Origin of the sequence: Thioalkalivibrio sp. ALE12 (assembly GCF_000381105.1) — a bacterium.
In the GTDB taxonomy this organism is placed as follows: domain Bacteria; phylum Pseudomonadota; class Gammaproteobacteria; order Ectothiorhodospirales; family Ectothiorhodospiraceae; genus Thioalkalivibrio.
Genome location: NZ_KB905906.1, coordinates 301,728 through 324,905 on the forward strand (window position 1 = coordinate 301,728; position 23,178 = coordinate 324,905).

At 66.7% G+C, this 23,178-nt stretch carries 21 protein-coding genes; 13 read left to right on the top strand and 8 right to left on the bottom strand.

The window, feature by feature from the left end:
* The first annotated feature begins 90 nt into the window (after positions 1-90).
* Complete coding sequence (gene yihA / locus F614_RS0104745) at positions 91-723, top strand: ribosome biogenesis GTP-binding protein YihA/YsxC (RefSeq protein ID WP_018867703.1); 633 nt, start codon at positions 91-93, stop codon at positions 721-723.
* 257 nt (positions 724-980) lie between these two features.
* Here the strand turns inward: yihA and F614_RS0104750 are convergent, their stop codons facing one another.
* Genes F614_RS0104750 through polA form a run of 3 tightly spaced genes read right to left on the bottom strand, consistent with a single transcriptional unit; the run spans position 981 to position 4,861 of the window.
* On the bottom strand, positions 981-1,628 hold the full coding sequence (locus tag F614_RS0104750; RefSeq protein ID WP_018867704.1) for an SCO family protein: 648 nt from the start codon (positions 1,626-1,628) through the stop codon (positions 981-983).
* A gap of 11 nt (positions 1,629-1,639) precedes the next feature.
* The gene (locus tag F614_RS0104755; protein ID WP_018867705.1) at positions 1,640-2,158 is read right to left on the bottom strand and encodes a hypothetical protein; all 519 of its coding nucleotides are present in this window, start codon (positions 2,156-2,158) and stop codon (positions 1,640-1,642) included.
* Positions 2,159-4,861, bottom strand: coding sequence for a DNA polymerase I (polA, locus tag F614_RS0104760; protein ID WP_019558384.1), 2,703 nt, complete (start codon positions 4,859-4,861; stop codon positions 2,159-2,161).
* A 119-nt stretch (positions 4,862-4,980) separates the two neighbouring features.
* On the opposite strand from polA, the gene F614_RS0104765 reads away from it, so the two are divergent.
* The 6 genes from F614_RS0104765 to ntrC all read left to right on the top strand — a co-directional run bounded on the left by F614_RS0104765 (position 4,981) and on the right by ntrC (position 10,725).
* Positions 4,981-5,706 carry a TIGR00730 family Rossman fold protein gene (locus F614_RS0104765; protein ID WP_018867707.1) on the top strand — a complete coding sequence of 242 codons (726 nt, stop codon included), beginning with the start codon at positions 4,981-4,983 and terminating at the stop codon, positions 5,704-5,706.
* The gene (locus F614_RS0104770; protein WP_018875917.1) at positions 5,706-6,101 is read left to right on the top strand and encodes a DUF2782 domain-containing protein; all 396 of its coding nucleotides are present in this window, start codon (positions 5,706-5,708) and stop codon (positions 6,099-6,101) included. Before F614_RS0104765 ends, F614_RS0104770 begins: the two co-directional genes overlap by 1 nt.
* A complete protein-coding gene (locus tag F614_RS0104775; protein ID WP_019558385.1) occupies positions 6,095-6,955 on the top strand; it encodes a hypothetical protein in 861 nt (286 codons plus the stop codon). The genes F614_RS0104770 and F614_RS0104775 overlap by 7 nt, the downstream gene beginning before the upstream one ends.
* Before the next feature lie 111 nt (positions 6,956-7,066).
* Positions 7,067-7,699, top strand: a complete 633-nt coding sequence (locus F614_RS0104780) for a DUF4124 domain-containing protein (protein WP_019558386.1) — start codon at positions 7,067-7,069, stop codon at positions 7,697-7,699.
* Between the two features lie 492 nt (positions 7,700-8,191).
* On the top strand, positions 8,192-9,289 hold the full coding sequence (gene glnL, locus F614_RS0104785) for a nitrogen regulation protein NR(II) (protein WP_018867711.1): 1,098 nt from the start codon (positions 8,192-8,194) through the stop codon (positions 9,287-9,289).
* Positions 9,289-10,725, top strand: a complete 1,437-nt coding sequence (ntrC, locus tag F614_RS0104790; RefSeq protein WP_018877182.1) for a nitrogen regulation protein NR(I) — start codon at positions 9,289-9,291, stop codon at positions 10,723-10,725. The genes glnL and ntrC overlap by 1 nt, the downstream gene beginning before the upstream one ends.
* A 254-nt stretch (positions 10,726-10,979) precedes the next feature.
* On the opposite strand, the gene F614_RS0104795 is transcribed toward ntrC, so the two are convergent.
* Positions 10,980-11,972 (bottom strand): dihydroorotate dehydrogenase, encoded by a 993-nt coding sequence (locus F614_RS0104795; RefSeq protein ID WP_018877183.1) that lies wholly within the window; start codon positions 11,970-11,972, stop codon positions 10,980-10,982.
* On the opposite strand from F614_RS0104795, the gene F614_RS0104800 reads away from it, so the two are divergent.
* From F614_RS0104800 to F614_RS0104810, 3 genes are all read left to right on the top strand, one after another.
* Positions 11,971-12,435 (top strand): tRNA (cytidine(34)-2'-O)-methyltransferase, encoded by a 465-nt coding sequence (locus F614_RS0104800; RefSeq protein ID WP_018867714.1) that lies wholly within the window; start codon positions 11,971-11,973, stop codon positions 12,433-12,435. The genes F614_RS0104795 and F614_RS0104800 overlap by 2 nt on opposite strands.
* Positions 12,436-12,570: 135 nt before the next feature.
* Entirely contained in the window at positions 12,571-13,443 is an 873-nt protein-coding gene (locus tag F614_RS0104805) for a dienelactone hydrolase family protein (RefSeq protein WP_018867715.1), read from the top strand.
* Positions 13,444-13,662: 219 nt separating this feature from the next.
* Positions 13,663-14,871, top strand: a complete 1,209-nt coding sequence (locus F614_RS0104810) for a 6-phosphofructokinase (RefSeq protein WP_018867716.1) — start codon at positions 13,663-13,665, stop codon at positions 14,869-14,871.
* Positions 14,872-14,999: 128 nt separating this feature from the next.
* On the opposite strand, the gene adk is transcribed toward F614_RS0104810, so the two are convergent.
* Complete coding sequence (gene adk / locus F614_RS0104815; RefSeq protein ID WP_019558387.1) at positions 15,000-15,656, bottom strand: adenylate kinase; 657 nt, start codon at positions 15,654-15,656, stop codon at positions 15,000-15,002.
* Positions 15,657-15,807: 151 nt separating this feature from the next.
* Between adk and F614_RS0104820 the strand changes: the two genes are divergently transcribed.
* Positions 15,808-16,974: a hypothetical protein gene (locus F614_RS0104820; RefSeq protein ID WP_019558388.1), complete on the top strand. Its 1,167-nt coding sequence runs from the start codon at positions 15,808-15,810 to the stop codon at positions 16,972-16,974.
* Between the two features lie 68 nt (positions 16,975-17,042).
* Here the strand turns inward: F614_RS0104820 and F614_RS0104825 are convergent, their stop codons facing one another.
* The 3 genes from F614_RS0104825 to F614_RS0104835 are packed head-to-tail and all read right to left on the bottom strand — an operon-like array spanning position 17,043 to position 21,636.
* Positions 17,043-18,026 carry a DmsC/YnfH family molybdoenzyme membrane anchor subunit gene (locus F614_RS0104825; RefSeq protein ID WP_018867719.1) on the bottom strand — a complete coding sequence of 328 codons (984 nt, stop codon included), beginning with the start codon at positions 18,024-18,026 and terminating at the stop codon, positions 17,043-17,045.
* A 17-nt stretch (positions 18,027-18,043) separates the two neighbouring features.
* Positions 18,044-18,775: a 4Fe-4S dicluster domain-containing protein gene (locus F614_RS0104830; protein ID WP_018867720.1), complete on the bottom strand. Its 732-nt coding sequence runs from the start codon at positions 18,773-18,775 to the stop codon at positions 18,044-18,046.
* Positions 18,772-21,636, bottom strand: coding sequence for a molybdopterin oxidoreductase family protein (locus F614_RS0104835; protein ID WP_018867721.1), 2,865 nt, complete (start codon positions 21,634-21,636; stop codon positions 18,772-18,774). Before F614_RS0104835 ends, F614_RS0104830 begins: the two co-directional genes overlap by 4 nt.
* Before the next feature lie 225 nt (positions 21,637-21,861).
* Between F614_RS0104835 and F614_RS0104840 the strand changes: the two genes are divergently transcribed.
* Together F614_RS0104840 and F614_RS0104845 are read left to right on the top strand one after the other, a co-directional pair.
* Positions 21,862-22,389 (top strand): metallophosphoesterase family protein, encoded by a 528-nt coding sequence (locus tag F614_RS0104840; protein WP_018867722.1) that lies wholly within the window; start codon positions 21,862-21,864, stop codon positions 22,387-22,389.
* Positions 22,390-22,543: 154 nt separating this feature from the next.
* Positions 22,544-23,146: a CBS domain-containing protein gene (locus F614_RS0104845; RefSeq protein WP_018867723.1), complete on the top strand. Its 603-nt coding sequence runs from the start codon at positions 22,544-22,546 to the stop codon at positions 23,144-23,146.
* Positions 23,147-23,178 lie beyond the last annotated feature (32 nt).

Sequence of the window (23,178 nt, forward strand, 5' to 3'; positions counted from 1 at the left end):
TTCACTCACCGCGCCTTGTTCGCACGCAAAAGCGACTCGAGCGCGAGCGTGTACATTCATCAGTGTTTCCCTAGGACGCTCTCTCGCCCCATGGAACCCCGATTTCGCGAAACCGACTTCCTGCGTGGCGTGGCGCAGATTGCCCAGCTCCCGGCCGACACCGGCGTCGAGATCGCCTTTGCCGGGCGCTCCAACGCCGGCAAGTCCAGCGCCCTGAACGCCTTGTGTGGACGCAAGGCGCTCGCGCGGGTCGGCCGTACCCCGGGGCGCACACAGGAGATCAATCTTTTCCGTCTGCCGCCGGCCGAGCACTGGCGGCTGGTCGACCTGCCGGGCTACGGCTACGCGAAGGTCTCGGCCGGCAAGCGCGCGGAATGGGACCAGCTCCTTGGTGGCTACCTGCAAAAACGCCAGTGCCTGATCGGTCTGGTCCTGATCATGGACATCCGCCGGCCGCTGACCGAGCTGGATCGCCAGCTACTGGACTGGGTGCCTCTGGAGCGCTGCCGCTTGCACTGCCTGCTGACCAAGGCGGACAAACTCTCGCGCCAGGAGGCCGACCGCCAGTTGCGCAAGGCGCATGGTGAGCTGGAGGCCATGGGCGTCGAGGCGACGTTGCAGACCTTCTCCTCGCTGAAGAACCAGGGTGTCGATGACCTGCGCGGCCTGCTGGGTGGCTGGCTGGCCGAGCATGATCCGGAGTCGGCTCCCGCGACCGGCTGAGGCCCGTCTCTGCCCGACGGTCGAGCGGATACACGAAACGCAGACAAAAAGAAGCCCCGGCCTTGGGGTGGGACCGGGGCTAATTTCGGCCTCTACAGGGGGGAGAGAGGCCTATTGCCCGCTCAGGGAGAGAAGCGGGCCGCGCTGGGCTAGAGCGCTCAGTAAGTGAGAAAGCACTGCGCGGGCAAAGTTCCTGCCGCGTGCCTCTCGATTGCGAATTTTTTCACAGAATCCATCGTTGCCGTCCGGGGTGTGGCTCAGTTGGCTGTCCCGGTGGCCTCCGCATGGGTTCGCAGGCCCTCCACCAGTTCGGCGGCGGGTGTCCCGTGCGGGTAGATCTGCAGCAAGTCGCCTTCCGGGCCGACCAGGTAGGTGGACGAGCTGTGATCGACCACGTAGCCCATGGCCGAGTCGATCTCGGTGCGTTCGTAGAATACGCCGTAGCGTTCCGTGATCGGCTGCAGCTCTTCGTGGGACCCGGTCGCCGCCTGGATGGCCGGGTGGAAGTGCCCCACATAGGTCTCCAGGCGCTCGCGGTCATCACGTTCCGGGTCGACGCTTACCAGTACCGCCGCGACCTCGCCCTCCAGCTCGGGCGGCAGGCGGTCCAGCGCGGCGCTGATCCAGCCCAGGCTGGTCGGGCAGGCATCCGGGCAGGCGGTGTAGCCGAAGTAGACCCAGACGTATTGCCCTTCCAGGTCCGCCAGCCGGAACCGCTCGCCCGTGGTGGAAACGGGCAGTTCGATCGGCCCGCCGGATACCGCATCGGCCACCGGCAGGCGTTCGTGGTCGGCCCCCTGGGACACGGGGGGTGGTGCCGGGCGGAGCATCACGAAGACGAGCAGGGCGCCAGCCGCCAGCACGGCCAGCGCCCAGAGCAGGCTGCTCAGCGGGATACGCTGCATGTCGGTTCTCCTCAGGGGTTGTCGCTGTGGCTGCGACGGGTGACAAAACGAAACTGGACCCGGGCTGCATCCGCATCGCCCGCGGGCATCACGGTGGCGGCCCAGGTCATGGCCTCGGTGGTGCAGATAGGCAGTGTCGTCTCGCCGACGTAGCGCCCGTCGCCGGTATGTTCCAGCCGCGGGCGCTGGAAGCCCATGTACATCTCCACCCCGGCCAGATCCAGCTCCAGGGCCTCGGGTTCGCCGAGGTTGCCCCGGGCCGCCGGGTCCAGCTCCAGGGTCAGCTCAAGTGGTTGCAGCATCGGCACGGGGCGTGGCGTGATCGCCAGGGCCAGCGTACCGCCCGCCGGATGGTCGGCGCTGCAGGGCCCCGCGTTCAGGTCGCAGTCCTCCGGCTGGACGATGGTGATCCCGCCGGAACCGCCGGTGTCCAGGTAGCGTTCGGCCAGCACCCAGGCGGTCGCCAGCAACAGGACCGCGACCAGCCATGGGGCGAGCCGGTTGAACCCCTTGGCCAGTGAATCCGACATCTAGTGTGCGTCGTCCCAGTTGGCGCCGGTGCCGACATCTACCACCAGCTCCACGTCGAGCTCGGCGGCCCCGCTCATGGCCTGGCGCACGAGCGTGGTCAGGTCCTCCACGGCCGCATCGGCCACCTCGAACACCAGTTCGTCGTGGACCTGCATGATCATGCGTGCCTCGATTTTCGCCGAGGCGAGGTCATCGGCGACCCGTACCATCGCGCGCTTGATGATGTCGGCGGCGGTACCCTGCATCGGGGCGTTGATGGCGACACGCTCGGACTGCTGGCGTCGCGCCCCGTTGCGGCTGTTGATCTCCGGCAGGTACAGGCGGCGGCCGAACAGGGTCTCGACATAGCCGTTCTCGCGCCCGGAGGCGCGCGCGCGTTCCATGTAGTCGTGCACGCCGGGATAGCGATTGAAGTAGCGGTCGATGTACTCGCGCGCCTCGCCCTGCTCGATGCCGAGGTTGCGCGCCAGCCCCCAGGCGGACATGCCGTAGATCAGGCCGAAGTTGATCGCCTTGGCCGCGCGGCGCTGCTCGCCGGAGACCTGCTCCGGGTCCGCCCCGAAGACCTCGGCGGCGGTCGCGCGGTGGATGTCCTGGCCCTCGCCGAAGGCCTTCAGCAGGCCCGCGTCCTGCGACAGGTGGGCCATGATGCGCAGCTCGATCTGCGAGTAGTCCGCCGCCAGCAACTGGTGGCCCTCATCCGCGATGAATGCGCGGCGGATGCGCCGGCCGGCCTCGGTGCGCACCGGGATGTTCTGCAGGTTCGGCTCCGAGGACGACAGCCGCCCGGTGGCTGCCCCCGCCTGGTGGTAGGAGGTGTGCACCCGTCCGGTCTCCGGGTGGATGCGCCGGGGCAGGGTCTCGGTGTAGGTGCTGCGCAGCTTGGACAGGCCGCGGTGCTCGAGGATCAGGCGCGGCAGGGCGTAGTCGTCCGCCATCTGCTCCAGCACGTCCTCGGCGGTGGAGGGCTGGCCCTTGGGCGTGCGCCGCAGCACCGGCAGGCCCAGGCGCTCGAACAGGATCTCCTGGATCTGCTTGGGCGAGCCGAGGTTGAACTCGCCGCCGGCCTCCTCGAAGGCCTCGCGCTCGATGCGCTCCATCTCGGCCAGCAGCTCCTGGCTCTGCTCGCCGAGCAGATCCGGGTCCACCTTTACGCCCACGCGTTCGATATCCGCCAGCACCGGGACCAGCGGCATCTCGATCTCGCGGTAGACGAACGCGGGGCCTTCCGCCTCTTGCAGGCGCGGCTGGAACACCGCATCCAGCTGAAGGCAGATGTCGGCATCCTCGCCGGCGTAATCGGTGGCGATGCCGATATCCACCTCGGCGAACGGGATCTGCTTCGCGCCCTTGCCGGCCACGTCCTCGTAGTGCGTGGTCTGGTAGTCCAGGTGGCGCTCGGCCAGGGAGTCGAGGTCGTGGCGGTTGGCCCCGGCGTCCAGGCAGAACGACTCCAGCAGGGTGTCGTCGACAATGCCGCGCAGGGTGATGCCGTGATTGCCCAGCACGTTGCGGTCGTACTTCAGGTGATGGCCCAGCTTGCCGTGGCGCTCCGACTCCAGCCACGGCTTCAGGCGCTCGAGGGTCTCCGTGCGCGGCAGCTGCGGGTCGGCATCCGGCCCGGTGTGGGCCAGCGGCAGGTAGTAGGCGGTGCCTGGCTCGAAGGCGAAGGACATGCCGACGATCTCGGCGCGCATCGCGTCCAGGCTCGTCGTCTCGGTGTCGAAGGCGACGCGCTCGGCCTTGTCCAGGCGCTCCAGCAGCTCGGCCAGTTCGACCTCCTCGCGCAACGTGCGGTAGTCGGCCTTCGCCAGCGGCGAGCCCGGATTGCCGCTAGCGGCCTCGTCCTCGCCGCCCTCCAGCTCCGCGCGCCAGCGGGTAAAGCCATAGCGGCGCACCATCTCCAGCAGGCGCTCGTGGTCCGGCTCGCGGATGTTGAGGTCGTTGGGGCCGACGTCCAGCTCGACATCGCGCTTGACCGTGATCAGTTCGCGCGAGGTGGGCAGGCGCTCGGCCGCGGCGCGCAGGTTCTCGCCGATCTTGCCGCCGATGCCGTCGGCCTGTTCCAGAATGGTGTCGAGATCGCCGTACTTCGCGATCCACTTGGCCGCGGTCTTGGGGCCGACCTTGTCCACGCCCGGGATGTTGTCGACGCTGTCGCCCATCAGCGCGAGGTAGTCGACGATCTGCTCCGGGGCCACGCCGAATTTCTCCTGCACGCCCTCGGGGTCCAGCGTGACCCCGCTCATGGTGTTGACCAGCGTGATGCGGTCATTCACCAGTTGCGCGAGATCCTTGTCGCCGGTGGAGATCACCACGTCGTGCCCGGCTGCGGCGGCCTGGTCGGCCAGGGTCGCGATCACGTCGTCGGCCTCCACGCCCTCGACGCACAAAAGCGGCAGGCCCATCGCCCGCACCAGTTCGTGCAACGGTTCGATCTGGGCGGCCAGCTCGTCCGGCATCGGCGGGCGGGTGGCCTTGTATTCCGGATAGATGTCGTCGCGGAAGGTCTTGCCCTTGGCGTCGAACACCACCGCCATGTGTTCCGGGCCGTAGTCCGCGCGCAGCTTGCGCAGCATGTTGGCCACACCAATCATCGCCCCGGTCGGGGCGCCATCCGGCGCGGTCAGCGGCGGCAGCGCATGGAAGGCGCGGAACAGGTACGACGAGCCGTCGACCAGGACAAGAGGCGCTTGCGACATGAAGGTGGAATCCGGACAGGGAACGCGCGCCATTCTACAGGCCCGGCCCGGGCCGCGACCATTTGTGCGCGCCCGGGGGCGCCGGTACGCTGAAGCCTTCACCCTTGGGAACCCGCTGCATGAACAACCGCGAACGTGCCGAACACCCGGGCCTGCGCCCGATCGATGACTCCGCCCTGACCCGCGAGAGCTGGAAGATCTTCCAGATCATGGCGGAGTTCGTGGAGGGCTTCGAACGCCTGGCGCATATCAAGCCCTCGGTGAGCATCTTCGGCTCCGCCCGCTTCCCGCCGGAGCATCGCTACTACCAGCTGGGCGAGGCAACCGCGCGGCAGCTCTCGGACGCCGGTTTCGCGGTGGTCAGCGGCGGCGGTCCGGGCATCATGGAGGCGGCCAACAAGGGGGCGTTCGCCGGGCGCTCGCCGAGCATCGGCCTGAATATCCAGTTGCCGCACGAGCAGAGTGCGAACGATTACCAGGACGTGGGCCTGGGGTTTCGTCACTTCTTTTCGCGCAAGGTGATGTTCGTCAAGTACGCCTCGGCCTACGTGGTGCTGCCCGGGGGCTTCGGGACGCTGGACGAACTGGCGGAGATCCTGACCCTGGTGCAGACCGGCAAAACCCGGCGCATCCCGGTCGTGCTGGTGGGCAGCGAATTCTGGAAGGGCCTGCTCGACTGGTTCCGGGATACGCTCGTGGAGCAGGGCACCATTGACGAGGAAGACCTCCAGCTATACTCGCTGGTAGATTCACCGGAAGACGTGGTGGACGTGATCTTCGAGTACTACGAGGCGCGCAGCTTCGAGCCGTCCGCGGAAGAAAAGAAACGACTGATGGAACTGTGATGATGACCTCGATGCGTGCGAGCCTGCCCCTGTCGCTGCTGGCGGCCCTGCTGCTGGTTTCCGGCACGGCGCTGGCGCAGGAAGACCGCGAGTGGGGGGATGCCCCGCCGCCGCCGGAGCTTGAAGAGGGCGCGGATCCGCCGCCCCCGGTGCTGGATGAACGCGCCCGCGAACAGCGCTCGCTCGAGGACGCCGACATCATCATCATCGAGCGCGACGGCGAGACCCGGCGCGAATACCGCATGGGTGGCGAGCTGGTGATGGTCGAGGTCACGCCCGCCGTGGGCCCGACCTACTACCTGATCGACACCACGGGCGACGGCACGCTGGACGGTCGTCGCAACGAGCTGGATCCCAATTTCGTACCCCCCTCCTGGGTGATTTTCCGATGGTAGAGAACGAATCCGAGACCCGGGCCTGCGCCGATTCGACCGGCCTGGCCCTGACCCATGGCCCGAGCGGCCTCGAACTGGATGGCCGGCCGGTGCAGTGTCTGCGCCTGGCAGCCGCCGTGGCCCCGGCGCTCGAATCCGCGCTCGGCGAGGTACCTGGCGGCTGCGGTCGCGTGATCGGCCGGGGTGCGGATCCCGATTCTGGTGAGGTCCTGCTGGTGCTGGAGCGCGGTCAGGCGCCGCAGGGCGCGGTTGCGGCCGAGGGGCCCGGCAGTCTGGAGGCCCTGGGCGAGCGCGCCGCCGACTGGCAGGGGCGTCACACGGCCGGGGCCTTGCCCGGCGGCGAGGGCTACCGGCGCGGGGTGCTGCAGCAGCAGATGCGCGAGCGCGCCGATGCGATGGCGTCCACGCTGGATGCCGAGTCCCGGGCGATCCTGGACGCCGAGCTGCACCACCAGGGGCTCTACCGTTTCGAGGACCTGCCGCTGGCGGGAAGCTACTGGCAGTCCGTGCGCATCTACCCGGAAGGTGCCGGTCTTGCCGATCTGGTGATCCCGCCCGCGCCGGTACCGGCCTTCTGGCAGCTCGCGCGCATCGCCCTGGCGCTCGCCGTGGACGCCTCCGGACAGCCGGATGCCGATCGGTACCGGGCCGTGCTGGCCGGGTTCAATGCCCGGCGGCCACTGACTGCAATCGAACGCGGGGCGGCGCCCACGATGCTCCGCCTGGCTGCGCTGGATGACTGGCTGTCCGCGCTGGAGTCGGGAACGGCCGCGGCGGCCGAGCGGGATCGCCTCGCGACCCTGCAGGCCGATGCGGCGCGGCTGCAGGGCGTCTGGGTTCGCGCGGCCGCCTGATCCCGGCTGGCCCGTGCCGGTGGCGCGGGAGCTTCCGGGCTTGTGGTGGTCCGAACGTACACGGGAGGCAGGGTGGTGGTGCCGCGCCATCCCGCCCAAGGAGGAAGACCCATGTTCCGAACCACGCTCTGGCTGGCCTTGTCGCTGGCTGTCCTTCTCGCCCCGGCGCTTGCGAGTGCCGACGTCTACCGCTGGACCGACGATCAGGGCAATGTCCATTTTGGCGACCGCCCGCCCGAGGGGCGCGCCAGCGAGCCCGTGGACGTGCGCGAGCCCATGCGCGCGGTCCCGCTGGAAGGTGCGCGGGAGATTCTCGAACGGCCCGTGCGGCCCCGCGGTCAGCCGGAGGCGGAGGGTGTGTACACGCGGGTCGCAATTGCCCGTCCGGAGGACGGTTCGGGGGTGCGCGCGAACGACGGCAATGTGAGCGCCGAGCTGGATCTCGAGCCAGCGCTGGATGCCGACGCGGGCCATCGCGTGATCTGGGTGCTGAACGGCGCGGAGGCGGGCGAGAGTCAGTCGCCCACGGCGACCTTCGAGGGGCTGAACCGCGGCGAGCATACGCTGCAGGCCCGGATCGTGGACGCATCCGGCGAGGAGCTGGGGGCGAGCGCGACCATCGAGTTCAACGTGCTGCGGATGGCCATTCCGCGCGAGCAGCAACAGCAGCAGCGGCCGCAGCAATTCCCGCCCGGGGGTGCGCCGCAGGCGCCCAGGGCCCCGCAGGCACCCAGGGCGCCCTAGGGAGACGCTGATTGAATCGCACGTCCGCGTTGGTGCCCCCTGTTTTCCGAGACAAGGCGCGTCGTGCAGCGGGTAGTGGTTCTACCCGCAAGCGGCGCAACGCAGGATCGGGGAACAGGGGGCACCAACCCCGCAAGCTATTGAAAGAAGGGGCTCGGCCGCTTTTGCGTGGGAGCGGCGTTGCGGTTCCCTTGTGCAGAGTGACTGCACGGCAGTCACCGCGCCTTGTTCGCACGCAAAAGCGACTCGAGCGCGAACGCGCGATTCAATCAGCGTCTCCCTGGCCGGTGACGCCGGCTCCGAATTGACAACTTCGATCTCTGCACTTCAATAGTGCACACAACGCCCCATGATGGTGCTATGATTGCACCATCATGGGGCGTTTTGGGTTCTGGGGGGTGGCGATTCGGCTGCGTTTTGTGACCGTGCCCCCGGCTTCGGCGCCCCGCCGGGCGATTCCCGCTTGGCGCGATTCCTGCTTGAGGCCTCTTGATGACCACGCCCGCTTCCAATTCCGGCCCGGCCACCCCGCCCTGGTGGGACGACCTCTCCACGGCCGTGCTGGTGACCGATGCCGAGCTTTGCCTGCTGAGCATGAACAGCGCCGCCGAGGTGCTGCTCGGTCTCAGTCGCGAACGCATCGTCGGGCATGGTCTGGGCCAGTGGCTCAAGCTGGACCGGAATCTGTCCAGCCGCCTGCGCTCGGCGCTGACGCTGGATCAGCCGATCACCCTGCGCGCGCGCCAGATGGAGCCGCTGCGGGCCGAAAGTTTCCTCGCCGACGTGGTCATCACCCCGCTCCATGGCGAGGGCGACAAGCCGGGGCAGTTGCTGTTCGAGCTGAATGCGATCGATCGCCACGAGCGCATCAGCCGCGAGGAGCAGTTGCAGAAGCAGCAGGCGATCACCCGCGCGGTGACCCGGGGGCTGGCCCACGAGATCAAGAACCCGCTAGGGGGGCTACGGGGGGCGGCGCAATTGCTTGCCAGCGAGCTGGACGACTCGGGCCTGAAGGAATACACCCAGATCATCATTCGCGAGGCCGACCGGCTGCGCAGCCTGGTTGATCGCATGCTGGGGCCGAACAACCTGCCGCGACGCGAGCCCGTCAACCTGCACGAGGTGCTGGAGCACGTGCGGGGCCTGGTCAGTGTGCAGCTGCCGCTGGGTCTGAAGATCCGCGGCGACTATGACCCCAGCATCCCGGACGTGCAGGCCGATCGCGACATGCTGGTGCAGGCGATCCTGAATCTGGTGCAGAACGCGGTGCATGCGCTGGAGGACGGGGGCGAGATCACCCTGAGCTCGCGCATCCTGCGCCAGTACACCATCTCCGGCCATCGCCACCGCCTGGTCGCCAAGCTGAGCGTGCGCGACAACGGGCCCGGTATCCCGGAGGAGATCCGCGAACGCATCTTCTTCCCCATGGTGACCGGCCGCGCCGCCGGGACCGGGCTCGGGTTGCCCATTGCCCAGAGCCTGGTCCAGCTGCACGACGGTCTGATCGAATGCCATTCGCGCCCGGGGGCGACCACGTTCGACATCCTGCTGCCCCTTGAACCCCCGAAGGCCCGGGAGGCCAGGAAGTGATGGAGCCCACTGTCTGGATTATTGACGACGACGACTCGATTCGCTGGGTGCTGGAACGCGCCCTCCAGCGTCACGCGATCGCGGTGCGCGGCTTCGAGACCGCGGACGCCGCCTGGGCGGCGCTCGACCGGGACCCGGTGCCGGACACCATCGTCGCCGATATCCGCATGCCGGGACTGAATGGCCTGGACTTCCTCGCGCGCATGCAGACGCGCCCCGATCCGCCGCCGGTGATCATCATGACAGCCTTCTCCGATCTGGAGAGCGCCGTGGGCGCCTACCAGACCGGGGCCTTCGAGTACCTGCCCAAGCCGTTCGATGTGGACGAGGCCGTGGCCCTGGTGCAGCGGGCACTGGAGGCGCGGCGCGCCGGGCAGGACAACGGCACCGCTGGCCCCGAGATCGAGGAGACCCCGATCATCGGCGAGGCCCCGGCGATGCAGGAGATGTTCCGCGCCATCGGCCGCCTGTCGCGCAGCAACATCACCGTGCTGATCAACGGGGAGTCGGGCACCGGCAAGGAACTGGTCGCCCGTGCCCTGCACCAGCACAGCCCGCGCGCCGATCAGCCGCTGATTGCCCTGAATACCGCGGCCATCCCCAAGGATCTGCTGGAGAGTGAACTCTTCGGCCACGAACGTGGTGCGTTTACTGGCGCCAACCAGAGCCGCAAGGGCCGTTTCGAACAGGCCGATGGCGGCACGTTGTTCCTCGACGAGATCGGCGACATGCCGTTCGACCTGCAGACCCGACTGCTGCGCGTGCTGTCCGATGGCACCTTCTACCGCGTGGGTGGCCATACGCCGATCCGGGTGGACGTGCGCATCATCGCCGCGACCCACCAGGACCTAGAGGAACGCGTGCGCGCGGGGCTGTTCCGCGAGGATCTGTTCCACCGTCTGAACGTGATCCGGATCCATGTGCCGTCCCTGCGCGAGCGCCCGGAGGACATCCCGCTGCTGGTGCAGCATTTCATGGCCGAGGTGGCGCAGGAACTGGGGGTCGAAGCCAAGACCATGCGCCCCGAGGTGGTGGCGGAGCTGCAGCGCCTGCCCTGGCCGGGCAACGTGCGTCAGCTGGAGAACACCTGCCGCTGGCTGACCGTGATGGCGTCGGGCCGCGAGGTCCACCTGGACGACCTCCCGGCCGAGCTGCACCAGCCCGCCGAGACCCGGGCCGAGCCGGACGGTGGTCCGGCCGGCGTGGTCGCCGGCCCGCGGGACTGGACGGCCGAACTGGCCCAGGTGGCCCGCCAGCACTGGCAGCGTGGAGACCAGGACCTGCTGGGTTCGGTGCTGCCGCAACTGGAGCGCACGGTGATCCGCGAGGCCCTGAACGCCACCGGCGGCCACCGCCAGCAGGCGGCGGCCCTGCTCGGCTGGGGGCGCAACACCCTCACCCGCAAGATCCACGAACTCGGCCTCGACGACGACTAGGCTGATTTCACCACGAAGCCCACGAAGGCACGAAGAACGGCCAGGTCAAAAGCGGTTCACAGGAAGAAGGGAAGATGGGAAGGGTTTTTGGGTAAAGGCCGCTGGCCCGTGTCCTGGGGCCTGCCCGGCGGGTTGATCAGTCCCGGGGCACCATTCCCGCATTCTTCCGTCCTTCCCATCTTCCTGTTAATGCTCTATCGCTTTTGACCTGGCCGTTCTTCGTGCCTTCGTGTGCTTCGTGGTGAAACAGGCCTTCAGGTGGTGGGGTCCTGCGGGGCGGGCGGGGCGCAGGCGGAGACGGCGCCGTTGAGTTGCAGGGTGCCGGTCAGGTCGCGTACGTGGGTGTAGCCGTGGCGGTCCATGTAGTCGCTGATGCCGTGGAGGATCCTGGGCAGGCACAGCGGGTCGTAGAACAGCCCGGTGCCCACGCCGACGGTGCTGGCCCCGGCGATCAGGAATTCCAGCGCGTCGGTGGCGTTCATCACGCCGCCCTGTCCGATGATCGGCACGTTGTGGGGCGCGGCCACCTGATAGACCTGCTGGACCTTCAGCAGCGCGATCGGCTTGATCGCGGGCCCCGAGAGTCCGCCCTGGTTGTTGCCAATCACTGCGCGCCGGTTCTCGACGTCCACCGCCATGCCCATCAGCGTGTTGATCACCGCAAAAGCATCGGTGCCGGCCTCGATGCAGCGGCGGGCGTTTTCGGCGATGTCGGTCTGGTTGGGCGAAAGCTTGGTGATCAGCGGCTTGGAGGTGACCTTGCGGCAGGCCTCGACCACGCGCGCGGACATGTCCGGGTCGTTGCCGAAGGCGACGCCGCCTTCCTTTACATTGGGGCAGGAGATGTTGATCTCGATGGCGTCGATGGGCGAGTCGTCGAAGCGGCGGGTGACCTCGATGTACTCCTCGATGGTGGAGCCGGAGACATTGGCAAAGAAGCGGGTCTCCTCGAAGTCCAGCTGCGGCAGGGTGTGGTCCACCACGTGGTCCACGCCCGGGTTCTGCAGGCCGATGGCGTTGAGCATGCCGTCCGGGGTCTCGTAGACCCGGTGCGGCGCGTTGCCCAGACGGGCCTGGCCGGTGGTGCCCTTCAGGCAGATCGCACCGGCGTCGCGATTGGAGAAGCCGGCCACGCGGGTGTACTCCTCGCCGAAGCCGACGCAGCCGGACAGCAGCACCAGCGGCGTGTTCAAATGCAGCCCGCAGAACTCCAGGGCCAGCCGCGGATCGGTGCGCGAATCACTCATGCTTCACATCGTCCTCTTTCAACCGGAGATCCCGCCGAACACCGGCAACATCATTCGTCTGGCAGCCAATACCGGCGCTGCGCTGCACCTGATCCATCCGCTCGGCTTCGAGCTGGACAGTGCGCGGGCGCGCCGCGCCGGGCTCGATTATCACGAGCTGGCCCGGGTGCAAGAGTATGACAGCCTCGAACAGTGGCGGGAATCGGTGCGGCCCGACCGGGTCTTCGCCATCACCACGCGCGGCCACGCCCGCTATGATGCGCCGGCCTTCCGCGCTGGCGATGCCCTGTTGTTTGGCCCCGAGACCCGCGGTCTTCCCCACTCGGTGCTCGAAGCCCTGCCTCCCGGGCAGCGCTTGCGCCTGCCCATGCAGCCCGGCAGCCGCAGCCTGAATCTCTCCAACGCAGTCGCCGTGGTCGTCTACGAGGCTTGGCGCCAGCTCGGGTTTTCCGGCGGAGACTAGGAGTCTGTCGGATCTGGGCGATCTGCTGCGCCCCCCGGCAGGGCCTCGCCATTTGCACTACCCTCGGAAGAAAGCCCGCGAGCGGCCCGTCTCCCTGTGACGGCCCTGTCCACATTGATCCGCACGAGGTTCCCGATGGTTTCTGTACTGCGTCCTCTCCTGTTCCTGGCGGCTGCCAGCCTGTTCGTAGCGCCGCTGGCGGCCGATGAACCCACCGGTTCCGACAACTGGTGGTGGGATGACGACTGGTGGGAAGACGGCGTGATGTATTCCGATCTGGAGAACCACGAGGTCACCATTGAACGCATCGAATACCAGCGCGACGGCATCGACATCCCGGCGATGGTGGCAAGACCGGCCGATGGCGAGGCCTATCCGGCGATCCTCTGGACCCACGGCCGGCGCGGCCTGGACGACCTGGCCGAACTGCACGTGAAGCGCCTGGCCGCCCGCGGCTTCGTGGTGCTGGCGCCGGACCTGTACACCGGCCGCTTCATGGAGAGCCACCCGCTGGATCATGACTACGAGCTGGAAGGCGATCTGAACAGCGGGCTGGATGTCCTGCTGGCGCGTGACGACATCGCGGGCGACCGTGCCTGCCTGGTCTCCATCACTCGTGGCGGCTACAAGACCCTGAAGGTCGCCGTCACCTTCGAGCGCCAGGTCGAGGATGTCGCCTGCTGGGCCGGCTACTACCCGCACCTGCAGGACCCGAATCTGGGCGAGCCGCACCAGGTGTACCGCTACGCCAACGAGGTCAATCAGCTCGAGATCCCGATGATGATCCTGATCGGCGACGAGGAGCAGTACCAGCGCCACCGTACCGCGCGCATGGCCGCGGATGGACTGGAGAGCCGCGGCGGTGATGTCACCTGGATCGAATATCCCGGTGTGGGTCGCGGCTTCGACTTCCGCAACGGCAATAACCGCACCTTCGCCGATGACCTCGCCTCGCGCGACGCGATGATTCGGGTCACGCACTTCGTCAATCAGCACCTGCGCGACTGAGTTCTGCCTTGCCCCCTGCCAGGGGGCACAACTGACGCTTATGCAGGTAGGCCCGCCGGGCTGTGCGCCATTAAATAAGTTTCTGATAATACAATTAAACAATTCCGTACACAGGGTGCGGAATTTGCTATCTTCGGGCTTTGTTGCATCGAGATGCCCCGGTCGCTATGCGGCCGGTTCACCGATGGTTCGCACGCAAGTCGCAAAAGGAGGACGAAGATGGCCAAGGTTCTGATCGCCCAGGGTGGAGGCCCGACGGCGGTAATCAATCAATCCATGGTGGGTGCGGTCCTCGAGGCCCGGAAATTCACCGACGTCGAACTGGTCTACGGGGCCTTCCACGGGGTCCGCGGGATCATCGACGAGGAATTCCTGGACCTGACCCAGGAGACCACCCACAACCTGGAGATGGTCGCGCAGACGCCCTCGTCCGCCCTGGGGTCCACGCGCGACAAGCCGGACCTTGACTACTGCAAGGAGATCTTCAAGGTCCTGAAGGCCCACGAGATCACCTACTTCTTCTATATCGGCGGCAACGACTCCTCCGACACGGTCCGCATCGTCAGCGAGGAGGCGCGCAAGGCCAACTATCCGATGCGCTGCGTGCACATCCCGAAGACGATCGACAACGACCTGGTGGAGAACGACCACACGCCGGGTTTCCCGTCGGCGGCACGGTTCGTGGCGCAGGCCTTTATTGGTGCCAACCTCGACAACTACGCCCTGCCGGGGATCTATCTGGCGGTGGTCATGGGGCGTCATGCCGGTTTTCTCACCGCGGCCTCCGCGCTCGGCAAGAAATTCCCGGATGACGGGCCGCACCTGATCTACGTGCCGGAGCGGGTGTTCGAGGTCGACCAGTTCCTGAAGGATGTGAAGGCCACCATGGATCGCCACGGCCGCTGCGTGATTGCTGTGAGCGAAGGCATCCACGATGCCAACGATGAACCCATCGCGACCAAGCTGGCGAAGGATGTCGAGAAGGATGCCCACGGTAACGTCCAGCTCTCCGGTACCGGGGCGCTGGCGGACATGCTGTGTGGCGAGATCCGCGACAAGCTGGGGGTGAAGCGGGTGCGTGGCGACACCTTCGGCTATCTGCAGCGGGCCTTCATTGGCTGCGTGTCGGATGTCGATCAGCGCGAGGCCCGCGAGGTGGGCGAGAAGGCCGTGCAGTTCGCGATGTGGGAAGGTCGCGACGGTTCGGTGGCGATCAAGCGCACCGGCTTTTACTCGGTGGACTACGAGTATGTGCCGCTGGAGGCGGTCGCCGGCAAGACCAAGGTGATGCCGGACGAGTTCATCGATGCCTCGGGCACCGATGTGACCGATGCCTTCCGCATGTACCTGCGGCCCCTGCTGGGTTCCGGTATGCCGGATGCCTACCGGCTGCGGCAGAACAAGGTGACCAAAGTCCTGGGGCGCTAGTCGCGGCCCGCTCGGCAGCAAAGGGGGCTGGCCGGTTGGCTGGTCCCCGAATCGAAAAGGCCCGCCCGGTGCTCCGGGCGGGCCTTTTTACCTCGTGGGAGGCACTTTCCGGGCCTTCCGCGAGATCGTCAGCCCAGAGCCTTGAAGATCTGGTCGCGGATGTCTTCCACCGACCCCGTCCCCTTGATGTGGACGTACTGCGGCGCCGACGGGTCATCGCTGTCCGCCCACTTCGAGTAGAACTCGACCAGCGGCTGGGTCTGGCTGTGATAGGCCTCCAGGCGCTTGCGCACCGTCTCTTCGTTGTCGTCCTCGCGCTGGATCAGGTCCTCGCCGGTGACGTCGTCCTTGCCCTCGACCTTCGGCGGGTTGAACTCGACGTGGTAGGTGCGACCGGAGCCCGGGTGCACCCGCCGCCCGCTCATGCGCCGGATCACCTCTTCGTCCGGGACATCCACCTCCACGACAAAGTCGAGCGGCACGTTCTGTTCCTTCAGGGCCTCGGCCTGCGGGATGGTGCGCGGAAAGCCGTCGAACAGGAAGCCGGTGTCGCAGCAATCGGGCTGCTCCACGCGTTCCTTCACCAGACCCAGGATGATGTCGTCGGAGACCAGGCCGCCTGCATCCATGACCTCCTTGGCCTTCAGACCCAGTGGGGTGCCTGCGTTCACCGCCGCGCGCAGCATGTCGCCGGTAGAGATCTGCGGGATGTTGTACTTCTCGCAGATGTACTGGGCTTGCGTGCCCTTGCCGGCGCCGGGCGCCCCCAACAGAATCAGTCGCATGCTCTCGCTCCTCTGAGGAGTGGGTGGTTGTGCTATGGTCGCGGCAGACACTCCCGAGCCGCGCAAGTTACAGTACAGGCAATGTGGTTGTAGGTACAAGTCCGCCCGCGCCGCCCTGGCATCGCCCCCCTGCAAGGAGTCACTGACCGTCATGCAAGCCGGCCCCCGCGAGATCACCACGCCGTTTCGGCCCATCCCCCTGGACATCCCGGAGGGCATGAAACCCAACGAATTCTTCAACAGCACCGAAAACCTGGCGGACCTGGTCCACAACAACGGGTTGCTGGTGAATCCGGAAAACCTGCTGCTCTATCGCAAGGCGCTGGGGCATAGCAACGAGTTCGACTGTTCCATCATCTACAACACCTCGCAGACCATCCTCGACCCGATGGGGCGCCCGGTGCGGCGCACCCAGGTGCCGGAGCCGGTGCGGCATGTCTGGAACCGGATGAACGGGGTGATCATCGAGTACATGCTGGAGCAGTACCCGGACCCGGCCGAGGCCCTGGTGCTGGCGGGCGAGGCCAGCCTGGACGCGACCTGGCCGCTGACCGCGCCGGGGGTGCCCAGCATCCGCATGCTGCACAACCATTTCATCGTCTTCCCGAAGTCGAAACTGGCCGATGCGCCGCTGGCGGATCCGGGCAACCCCAATCTGACCGATGGCGGTCAGCACAGCCTGTTTCAGGCGTACATGCGCGAGGTCTACCGGGCCTTCTTTACGCGGGCCCTGGACCTGCAGATCCTGCGCCCGGCGTCCGATCACGAGGCGCGCCTCGGGTTGACCGGCTACCCGCATGGGCTGCCGAGCTGGGAGATCCAGGGCGGGGTCGAGGCGCTGAAGGACATCCGCTTCTGGCGCGAATACGACGCCGTCCTGCAGGGCTTCCTGGACTTCTATCGCACCTTCTTCTCGCAGGTCTCCACCCGCAATGCCCCGATGCCCGAGGGCGTGCATTTTCCCGATGCGGTGGAGGAGGTCCTGCTGTTCAACAATGACTTCCTGAAGACCGCCAAGAAGGTACGCGACCGTTGCTTTACCGATGCCAAGTACGCGCATGCCATTCGCTGGCAGCCGGCCTTCAAGCAGCTGATCTACCGCAATGACGAGGGCCGCCTGATCGTGACGATCAGCCAGAACTCGATCGGCAACGCGATCACCGAACTGCTGGGGGTGGTGGTCAACCGGGTGCCGGACGCGGAGGCCTACGAGCGCGTCGAACCGGCTCTGGTCGAGAAGCTGCTGGAGGTGCGTCGCCGCCTGGTAGAGGTCGATCTGGGGGAAGGCATCGCGACGGAGGGCTGGCCTGCCACCTGAGCGGTCTGTTTGAAACAGGGCCCGTAGTGGGGGTGGACGGGGGGCGGCCAGGCCGCCCCCGACCGGGGTCAGGCGACCGACTGGTAGTAGATGTTCTGCGGGTGGTTGGCCTGTGCGAAGAAGAACCAGCGCTCGGCCACCAGTCCCAGGTACTGGATGACAAACGCGGCGATCAGCACATTGACCGGGTCGACCCGGGTGACCAGGGCGATCAGGAGCAGGAGCGCCGGGATCGCGAACGCCCCCAGCAGGAAGATCCACTTCATCCCGCGCAGGAACGTCGCGGACATGTGGTGAAAGAACTCCCGGGTGTTGAACGAACCGCCCATGAAGCCCTGGGACTTCTGCTGGATCTTCGGGTGCTTCACGCCGATCGCGGTCTGCACCGTGGATTTCGACTTGATACGGGCGTTGCGCACCAGCGATGCGATGCGGGTGGCCAGGCCCAGCAGCGTCAGCACGATCGCCACCGTCGCCAGGAACGCGACCAGCGGGACACCGGCCCAGGCCGCATAGGCAGCCGCCAGCGTGAAGCCGTTGGCAGCGCCCAGCACGGTGTAGTTCACCACGGTCAGCGGGGAGTGCCATTCCTGCAGGAACTTGATGCAGGCGTAGATCATCGCGGTCGTGACATACAGAACGATCGCCAGCAGCGCGCCGATGGCACCGAGCACGACGGTCGGCAGGATGGGGACGTCCCCGGCCAGCGTGCCCAGAGGCGGGTTGAACCCGAACGCGTGGGCCGCGCCGTACAGGAAGACCACGCCCATGAACGCCGGGAGCACGATTACCTCGCGCGACAGCCACGAGGTGCGCCACTTGGTGGCGGTGCGCCAGGCGCGTTCCGGGCGCCCCAGGTGGAAGAACGAGGCGACCAGCCCGAGGACCAGAAAGACCAGGGCGAGTGCGGAGCCCAGCGCCAGGAAGTCCGAACCGGGCGGCGGCAGCACGCCCAGAAGACTGAGAGACTCGGCACCGAACAGACCGAGAAACAGGCCCTGGCCGGCGCCGATCAGGGTGGTGAGAAAGATAACCGAGAAGGCTGGATGCATAGTGTCTTCGTCCCTGTTTACCAGCTGGTGACGTCGTCGAGCGAGGGTTCTTCCTGCCCGGGCTTCGGCAGCTGACTGTCGATCTTCAGCGGGTTGTCGGCGCGCTCCACCTCGTCCTCGCGGATGGTCAGCTGAGTCTTGCGTCGTGGCAGGTAGTGATTGGCCGGTTTGGTGCCCCATTCCGGCATCAGCTGATAGCCGCCTGCTTCGCGGATCGCCTTCGAGACGACCGATTCGGGATCATGAATGTCCCCGTAGAGTCGTGCGTTGGTCGGGCAGGCCCGTACGCAGGCCGGCTTGCGATCCCACTCCGGCAGCTCCTCGTTGTAGATGCGGTCCACGCACAGGGTGCACTTGGTCATCACCTTGCTTTCGGTGTCCACCTCGCGCACCCCGTAGGGGCAGGCCCAGGAGCAGTACTTGCAGCCGATGCACTTGTCGTAATCGACCAGCACGATGCCGTCCGACTCGCGCTTGTAGGAGGCCCCCGTCGGGCAGACCGGCACGCAGGGAGGCTCTTCGCAGTGCAGGCAGGACTTGGGAAAGTGGACCGTCTCGGTATTCGGGTATTCACCGACCTCGAAACTCTGCACGCGGTTGAAGAAGGTACCGGTGGGGTCCGCGTCGTAGGGGTTCTGGTCGACCAGCGGGCCGGCATCGCCCGAGGTGTTCCATTCCTTGCAGCTGGTGACGCAGGCGTGGCAGCCCACGCAGACGTTGAGATCGATGACAAGTGCGAGTTGGGTCATTTCTTACCTCCTATTCCCGCAAAGAAGTTCACCACACGGGCCCGCTTGGACTGGCCGGGGTAGGGGTGCAGGGCCTTGAACTGGGGCGATGTCTCCTGCGGCGCCCCTTCTTCGGCCTTGTAGATGCGCACGCGCACGTCGTACCAGGCGGCTTGCCCGGTGACGGGGTCGGAGTTGGAGATCGGGCCTTCATCGCCCGGGAGCTCCTCGGAGATCAGGTGATTCAGCAGGAAACCCTTGCGCGACTCGTTGGCCTCGGGTGTCAGGTTCCAGGCCCCCGCGGCCTTGCCGATCGCGTTCCAGGTCCAGACCGTTCCGGGTTCGACCGCCTCGGAGTACTTGGCCATGCAGCGTACCCGGCCCCACTGGCTTTCCACCCAGATCCAGTCCTCGTCGTTGATCCCGGCGGCGCGCGCGGTGCGCGAATTCACGTAGAGCAGGTTGTGCGCGTGGATCTGTCGCAGCCAGGCGTTCTGGGAGTCCCAGGAGTGGTACATCGCCATGGGACGCTGGGTGATCGCGGCCAGGGGGTAGGTGTGCTTGTTGGTGGTCTGGTACTCCAGCGGGTCGTAGTAGAACGGCAGTGGGTCGAAGAAGGTCTCCACGCGTTTGGCCAGATGCGCCGGGGCCTTGCGCGATGGGCCCTTGCCCTGGGCGGCGGCGCGGAACTTCATCAGCACCTCGGAATAGAGGTGGATCAGGATCGGCTCGCCAAAGCGCGTGATGCGGTTGCGCTGCGACCACTCGAGATAACCCTTGTTCCAGTTGCGCATGTACTGGTAGCTGCGCGGCAGCTCGTACTGGAATACGCAGTTGTTCTGGGCGTACATCTCCCACTGGTTGGGGTTGGGTTCGCCGCGCAGGGATTTCTCCCCGCCCTTGCCGCGCCAGCCGGCCAGGAAGCCGATACCGGAGCCCGGTTCGGTCTCGTAGTTGACGACGAAGTCGGGGTAGTCGCGGAATTTGCGCTCCCCGTTCTCGTTCACGAACGCCGGCAGTTTCAGGCGCGAGCCGAGCTCGATCAGGACTTCCTGGAACGGCTTGCACTCGCCCTTGGGCGGCACCACCGGGATGCGCACCGAGTCCACCGGGCCGTCGAACTCGGAGATCGGGCGGTCCAGCATGGACATCACGTCGTGGCGTTCCAGATAGGTGGTATCCGGAAGGATCAGATCCGCGAACGCGGTCATCTCGGACTGGAACGCGTCCGCGACGACCAGGAACGGGATCTTGTAGTCCCCGTTGTCATCCTTGTCGTTCAGCATCTTGCGGACCTCTTCCGTGTTCATGGTCGAGTTCCACGCCATGTTGGCCATGAAGATCAGCAAGGTGTCGATCGGGTAGGGGTCCCCGCGCCAGGCGTTGGTGATGGCGTTGTGCATCATGCCGTGCACGGCCAGCGGGTATTCCCAGGAGAAGGCCTTGTCGAGGCGTACCGGCTCGCCCTTGTCGTCCACGAACAGGTCGTCCGGGTCCGCGGGCCAGCCGAGCACCATGCCGTCCAGCGGCTTGCCCGGCTGCACGCCCTCCGGCCCCTTGGGCGTGCGGGCGCAGGGTGGAATCGGACGCGGGAACGGCGCCTTGTGGCGGAAGCCGCCGGGGCGGTCGATGGTGCCCAGCAGCGACATCAGAATCGACAGCGAACGGATGGTGTGGAAGCCGTTGGAGTGCGCGGCCAGTCCGCGCATCGCATGGAACGACACCGGGTTCCCGGTGACGGATTCGTGTTCCACGCCCCAGGAGTCGGTCCAGGCAATGGGGAGTTCGATGCGCTGGTCGCGCGCGGTAACGCCCATTTCGTGGGCCAGCCGGCGAATGTCCTCGGCATCGATCCCGGTGATCCGGGCGGCCCATTCCGGCGTGTATTCGGCGACCCGGTCCTGCAGCAGCTGGAAGGCGGGCTTGGCCGGGGTGCCGTCATCCAGGGTGAACTCGCCGAGCAGGAAGGGATCGGCATCCGGCGTGTGGGTCGGCACCGCGCGTCCGGTCTTGCGGTCCCACCACAGTTGGTTCTGCGCGTCGTAGCAGCCCTCCTCGGGCGGATCCTCGGTGCGCAGGAACATGCCGAAGTCGTCTTGCTCCTCGTTCATGTTCACCAGCTGGCCGGCATTGCTGTAGCGGACCAGGAAGTCGCGGTCGTACAGGCCCTTGTTGATGATCTCGTGGATCAGTGCCAGCAGCAGGGCACCGTCGGTCCCGGGGCGGATCGGCACCCATTCGTCGGCGATGGCCGAGTAGCCGGTGCGCACCGGGTTGATGGAGATGAAGCGCCCGCCCTGGCGCTTGAACTTGGAGATCGCCACCTTCAGCGGGTTGGAGTGGTGGTCCTCCGCGGTGCCGATCATCACGAACAGCTTCGAGCGTTCCAGGTCGGGGCCGCCAAACTCCCAGAACGAGCCGCCGATGGTGTAGATCATGCCGGCGGCCATGTTCACCGAGCAGAAGCCGCCGTGGGCCGCGTAGTTGGGGGTGCCGAACTGCTTGGCGAACAGCCCGGTCAGGGCCTGCATCTGGTCGCGCCCGGTAAACAGGGCAAAGCGTTTCGGGTCGGTCTCGCGGATGTGCCCGAGGCGTTCGGCGAGGATCTCGAAGGTCTCTTCCCAGGAGATCGGCTCGAACTCGCCATCCCCGCGCTCGGCGCCGGCCTTGCGCCGCAGGGGCTGGGTCAGCCGCGCGGGCGAGTGCTGTTTCATGATCCCGGAGGCGCCCTTGGCGCAGATCACGCCTTCGTTGATCGGGTGCTCCGGGTTGCCATCGATGTAGCGCACCTCCCCGTCGCGCAGGTGCACCCGGATGCCGCAGCGGCAGGCGCACATGTAACAGGTGGTGTTCTTGATTTCCTGCGACGGGGTCTGTGCCATAAATCGTCAACGCCTTGTAAGTTAGACAATCGCGATATACTGCAATACCCCTTACTTCGATCGGGGTTACCCCCACTATGCAGTTCCGGGGTATCCACCACAAGGGAGTCAAAGATGGATTCTTCGCGCCCGTTCGGATGCCCCGAATCGGGCCCGGACGCAGGGCGGGGCGCGGCAGTGTTATCGTTCCGGCACCGGAATTTCACAACAGAGGCCTGCCAACCCATGAAGGTATGCATTGTTTCCGACAGTCACGACCGCGGCCCGATGCTGGCCCGCGCGATCGAGGCCGGCATTGCCGAGGGCGCCGAGGCGGTCATCCACTGTGGTGACGTGATCGGCGGCAACACGCTGCGGGCGTCACTGAAGCTGGGTGTGCCGATCCACGCGGTGCACGGCAACAACCTGGGGGACCCGGTCGCGATCTCGCGCATCGCGCACCAGTCCGATGGCCTCCTGCACTACTACGGGCTGGACGCCACCATCACCCTCGGTGGCCGGCGCATCTTCGTCACGCACTACCCCCATTACGCCCATGCGATGGCCTGCACCGGGGACTATGACCTCGTCTGCTGTGGCCACAGCCACGAGACCGAGATCCGCCAGCAGCCGCACGTGAAGGATGGCGCCACCTGGCTCGTGAATCCGGGCACCGTGGCCGGGCTTGGGGCGCCGCGGGCGACCTGGGCGCTGGGCGATCTCGAGACCATGGACTTCGCGATCCGGGCGACACCCGAGGAGAGCGCGGCCTGATCCGACTCGGTCATACGGCCCGCATTCGGCAGCGGGGTGGCGTTTCGGCGCGGGATGATCGACCCGCTTGTCAGCGCCTTCGTCTCAGGGCATCGTCTAGGAGAGGGCGCGTCATTCGTGTCCCTCTGGATTCCACCGTGGATGGAGAAACGCGATGACCGCAGAATTCCCGCACAAGCCCCTTCCGTCGCAAAAGGCGGCCCCCGGAATCGGGCTCCAGCAGGTGTCGGAGGAAGACCCCCAGGTCACCCTGGCTTCCTCGGCGCTGTGCGTAATGACCGATTTCCGCCGGGTGCCGGTTGCGACGATCGGTCCCGAGGCGACGCTCAACCAGGCGACCGAGCAGATGATCGCCCGGGGTGTCCGGCTGCTGATCGTAGTGGACTCGGAGCGCGTGCTGGGTCTGATCACGGCCCGCGACACTCAGGGGGAGCGCCCGGTCCAGATGGTGAACGAGCGCGGCATGCGGTACGACGACCTTCGGGTGCGTGACCTGATGGTGCCGCTGGATGACGTGGACCTGCTGGACATGCAGCGCGTGATGCAGGCGGACGTGGCGGATATCGTCGCCACGCTGAAGGACTGGGGGCGCCAGCATGCGCTGGTCGGTCAGCGGGATCCCCAGACGGGTGAGACTCGCATAAGGGGGATATTCTCGGCGACCCAGATCGGGCGTCAGCTGGGGATTCAGGTGCAGACCTTCGACGTCGCCCGCACCTTCGCGCAGATCCAGGCGACCTTGTCCAAGACCTATTAGCCGGAGCCGACATCCGGCCACCCGCGCGAGTG

What these genes read in the sequence shown, in the direction of transcription:
- F614_RS0104820 (WP_019558388.1), top strand. Translation starts at nt 15,808, where the DNA reads ATGCAAGCCGGCCCCCGCGAGATCACCACGCCGTTTCGGCCCATCCCC.
- polA (WP_019558384.1), bottom strand. Translation starts at nt 4,861, where the DNA reads ATGTCGCAAGCGCCTCTTGTCCTGGTCGACGGCTCGTCGTACCTGTTC.
- F614_RS0104805 (WP_018867715.1), top strand. Translation starts at nt 12,571, where the DNA reads ATGGTTTCTGTACTGCGTCCTCTCCTGTTCCTGGCGGCTGCCAGCCTG.
- adk (WP_019558387.1), bottom strand. Translation starts at nt 15,656, where the DNA reads ATGCGACTGATTCTGTTGGGGGCGCCCGGCGCCGGCAAGGGCACGCAA.
- F614_RS0104770 (WP_018875917.1), top strand. Translation starts at nt 5,706, where the DNA reads ATGATGACCTCGATGCGTGCGAGCCTGCCCCTGTCGCTGCTGGCGGCC.
- yihA (WP_018867703.1), top strand. Translation starts at nt 91, where the DNA reads ATGGAACCCCGATTTCGCGAAACCGACTTCCTGCGTGGCGTGGCGCAG.
- F614_RS0104810 (WP_018867716.1), top strand. Translation starts at nt 13,663, where the DNA reads ATGGCCAAGGTTCTGATCGCCCAGGGTGGAGGCCCGACGGCGGTAATC.
- F614_RS0104830 (WP_018867720.1), bottom strand. Translation starts at nt 18,775, where the DNA reads ATGACCCAACTCGCACTTGTCATCGATCTCAACGTCTGCGTGGGCTGC.
- F614_RS0104835 (WP_018867721.1), bottom strand. Translation starts at nt 21,636, where the DNA reads ATGGCACAGACCCCGTCGCAGGAAATCAAGAACACCACCTGTTACATG.
- F614_RS0104765 (WP_018867707.1), top strand. Translation starts at nt 4,981, where the DNA reads ATGAACAACCGCGAACGTGCCGAACACCCGGGCCTGCGCCCGATCGAT.
- F614_RS0104845 (WP_018867723.1), top strand. Translation starts at nt 22,544, where the DNA reads ATGACCGCAGAATTCCCGCACAAGCCCCTTCCGTCGCAAAAGGCGGCC.
- F614_RS0104800 (WP_018867714.1), top strand. Translation starts at nt 11,971, where the DNA reads ATGCTTCACATCGTCCTCTTTCAACCGGAGATCCCGCCGAACACCGGC.
- F614_RS0104755 (WP_018867705.1), bottom strand. Translation starts at nt 2,158, where the DNA reads ATGTCGGATTCACTGGCCAAGGGGTTCAACCGGCTCGCCCCATGGCTG.
- F614_RS0104840 (WP_018867722.1), top strand. Translation starts at nt 21,862, where the DNA reads ATGAAGGTATGCATTGTTTCCGACAGTCACGACCGCGGCCCGATGCTG.
- F614_RS0104825 (WP_018867719.1), bottom strand. Translation starts at nt 18,026, where the DNA reads ATGCATCCAGCCTTCTCGGTTATCTTTCTCACCACCCTGATCGGCGCC.
- glnL (WP_018867711.1), top strand. Translation starts at nt 8,192, where the DNA reads ATGACCACGCCCGCTTCCAATTCCGGCCCGGCCACCCCGCCCTGGTGG.
- F614_RS0104780 (WP_019558386.1), top strand. Translation starts at nt 7,067, where the DNA reads ATGTTCCGAACCACGCTCTGGCTGGCCTTGTCGCTGGCTGTCCTTCTC.
- F614_RS0104775 (WP_019558385.1), top strand. Translation starts at nt 6,095, where the DNA reads ATGGTAGAGAACGAATCCGAGACCCGGGCCTGCGCCGATTCGACCGGC.
- F614_RS0104750 (WP_018867704.1), bottom strand. Translation starts at nt 1,628, where the DNA reads ATGCAGCGTATCCCGCTGAGCAGCCTGCTCTGGGCGCTGGCCGTGCTG.
- ntrC (WP_018877182.1), top strand. Translation starts at nt 9,289, where the DNA reads ATGGAGCCCACTGTCTGGATTATTGACGACGACGACTCGATTCGCTGG.
- F614_RS0104795 (WP_018877183.1), bottom strand. Translation starts at nt 11,972, where the DNA reads ATGAGTGATTCGCGCACCGATCCGCGGCTGGCCCTGGAGTTCTGCGGG.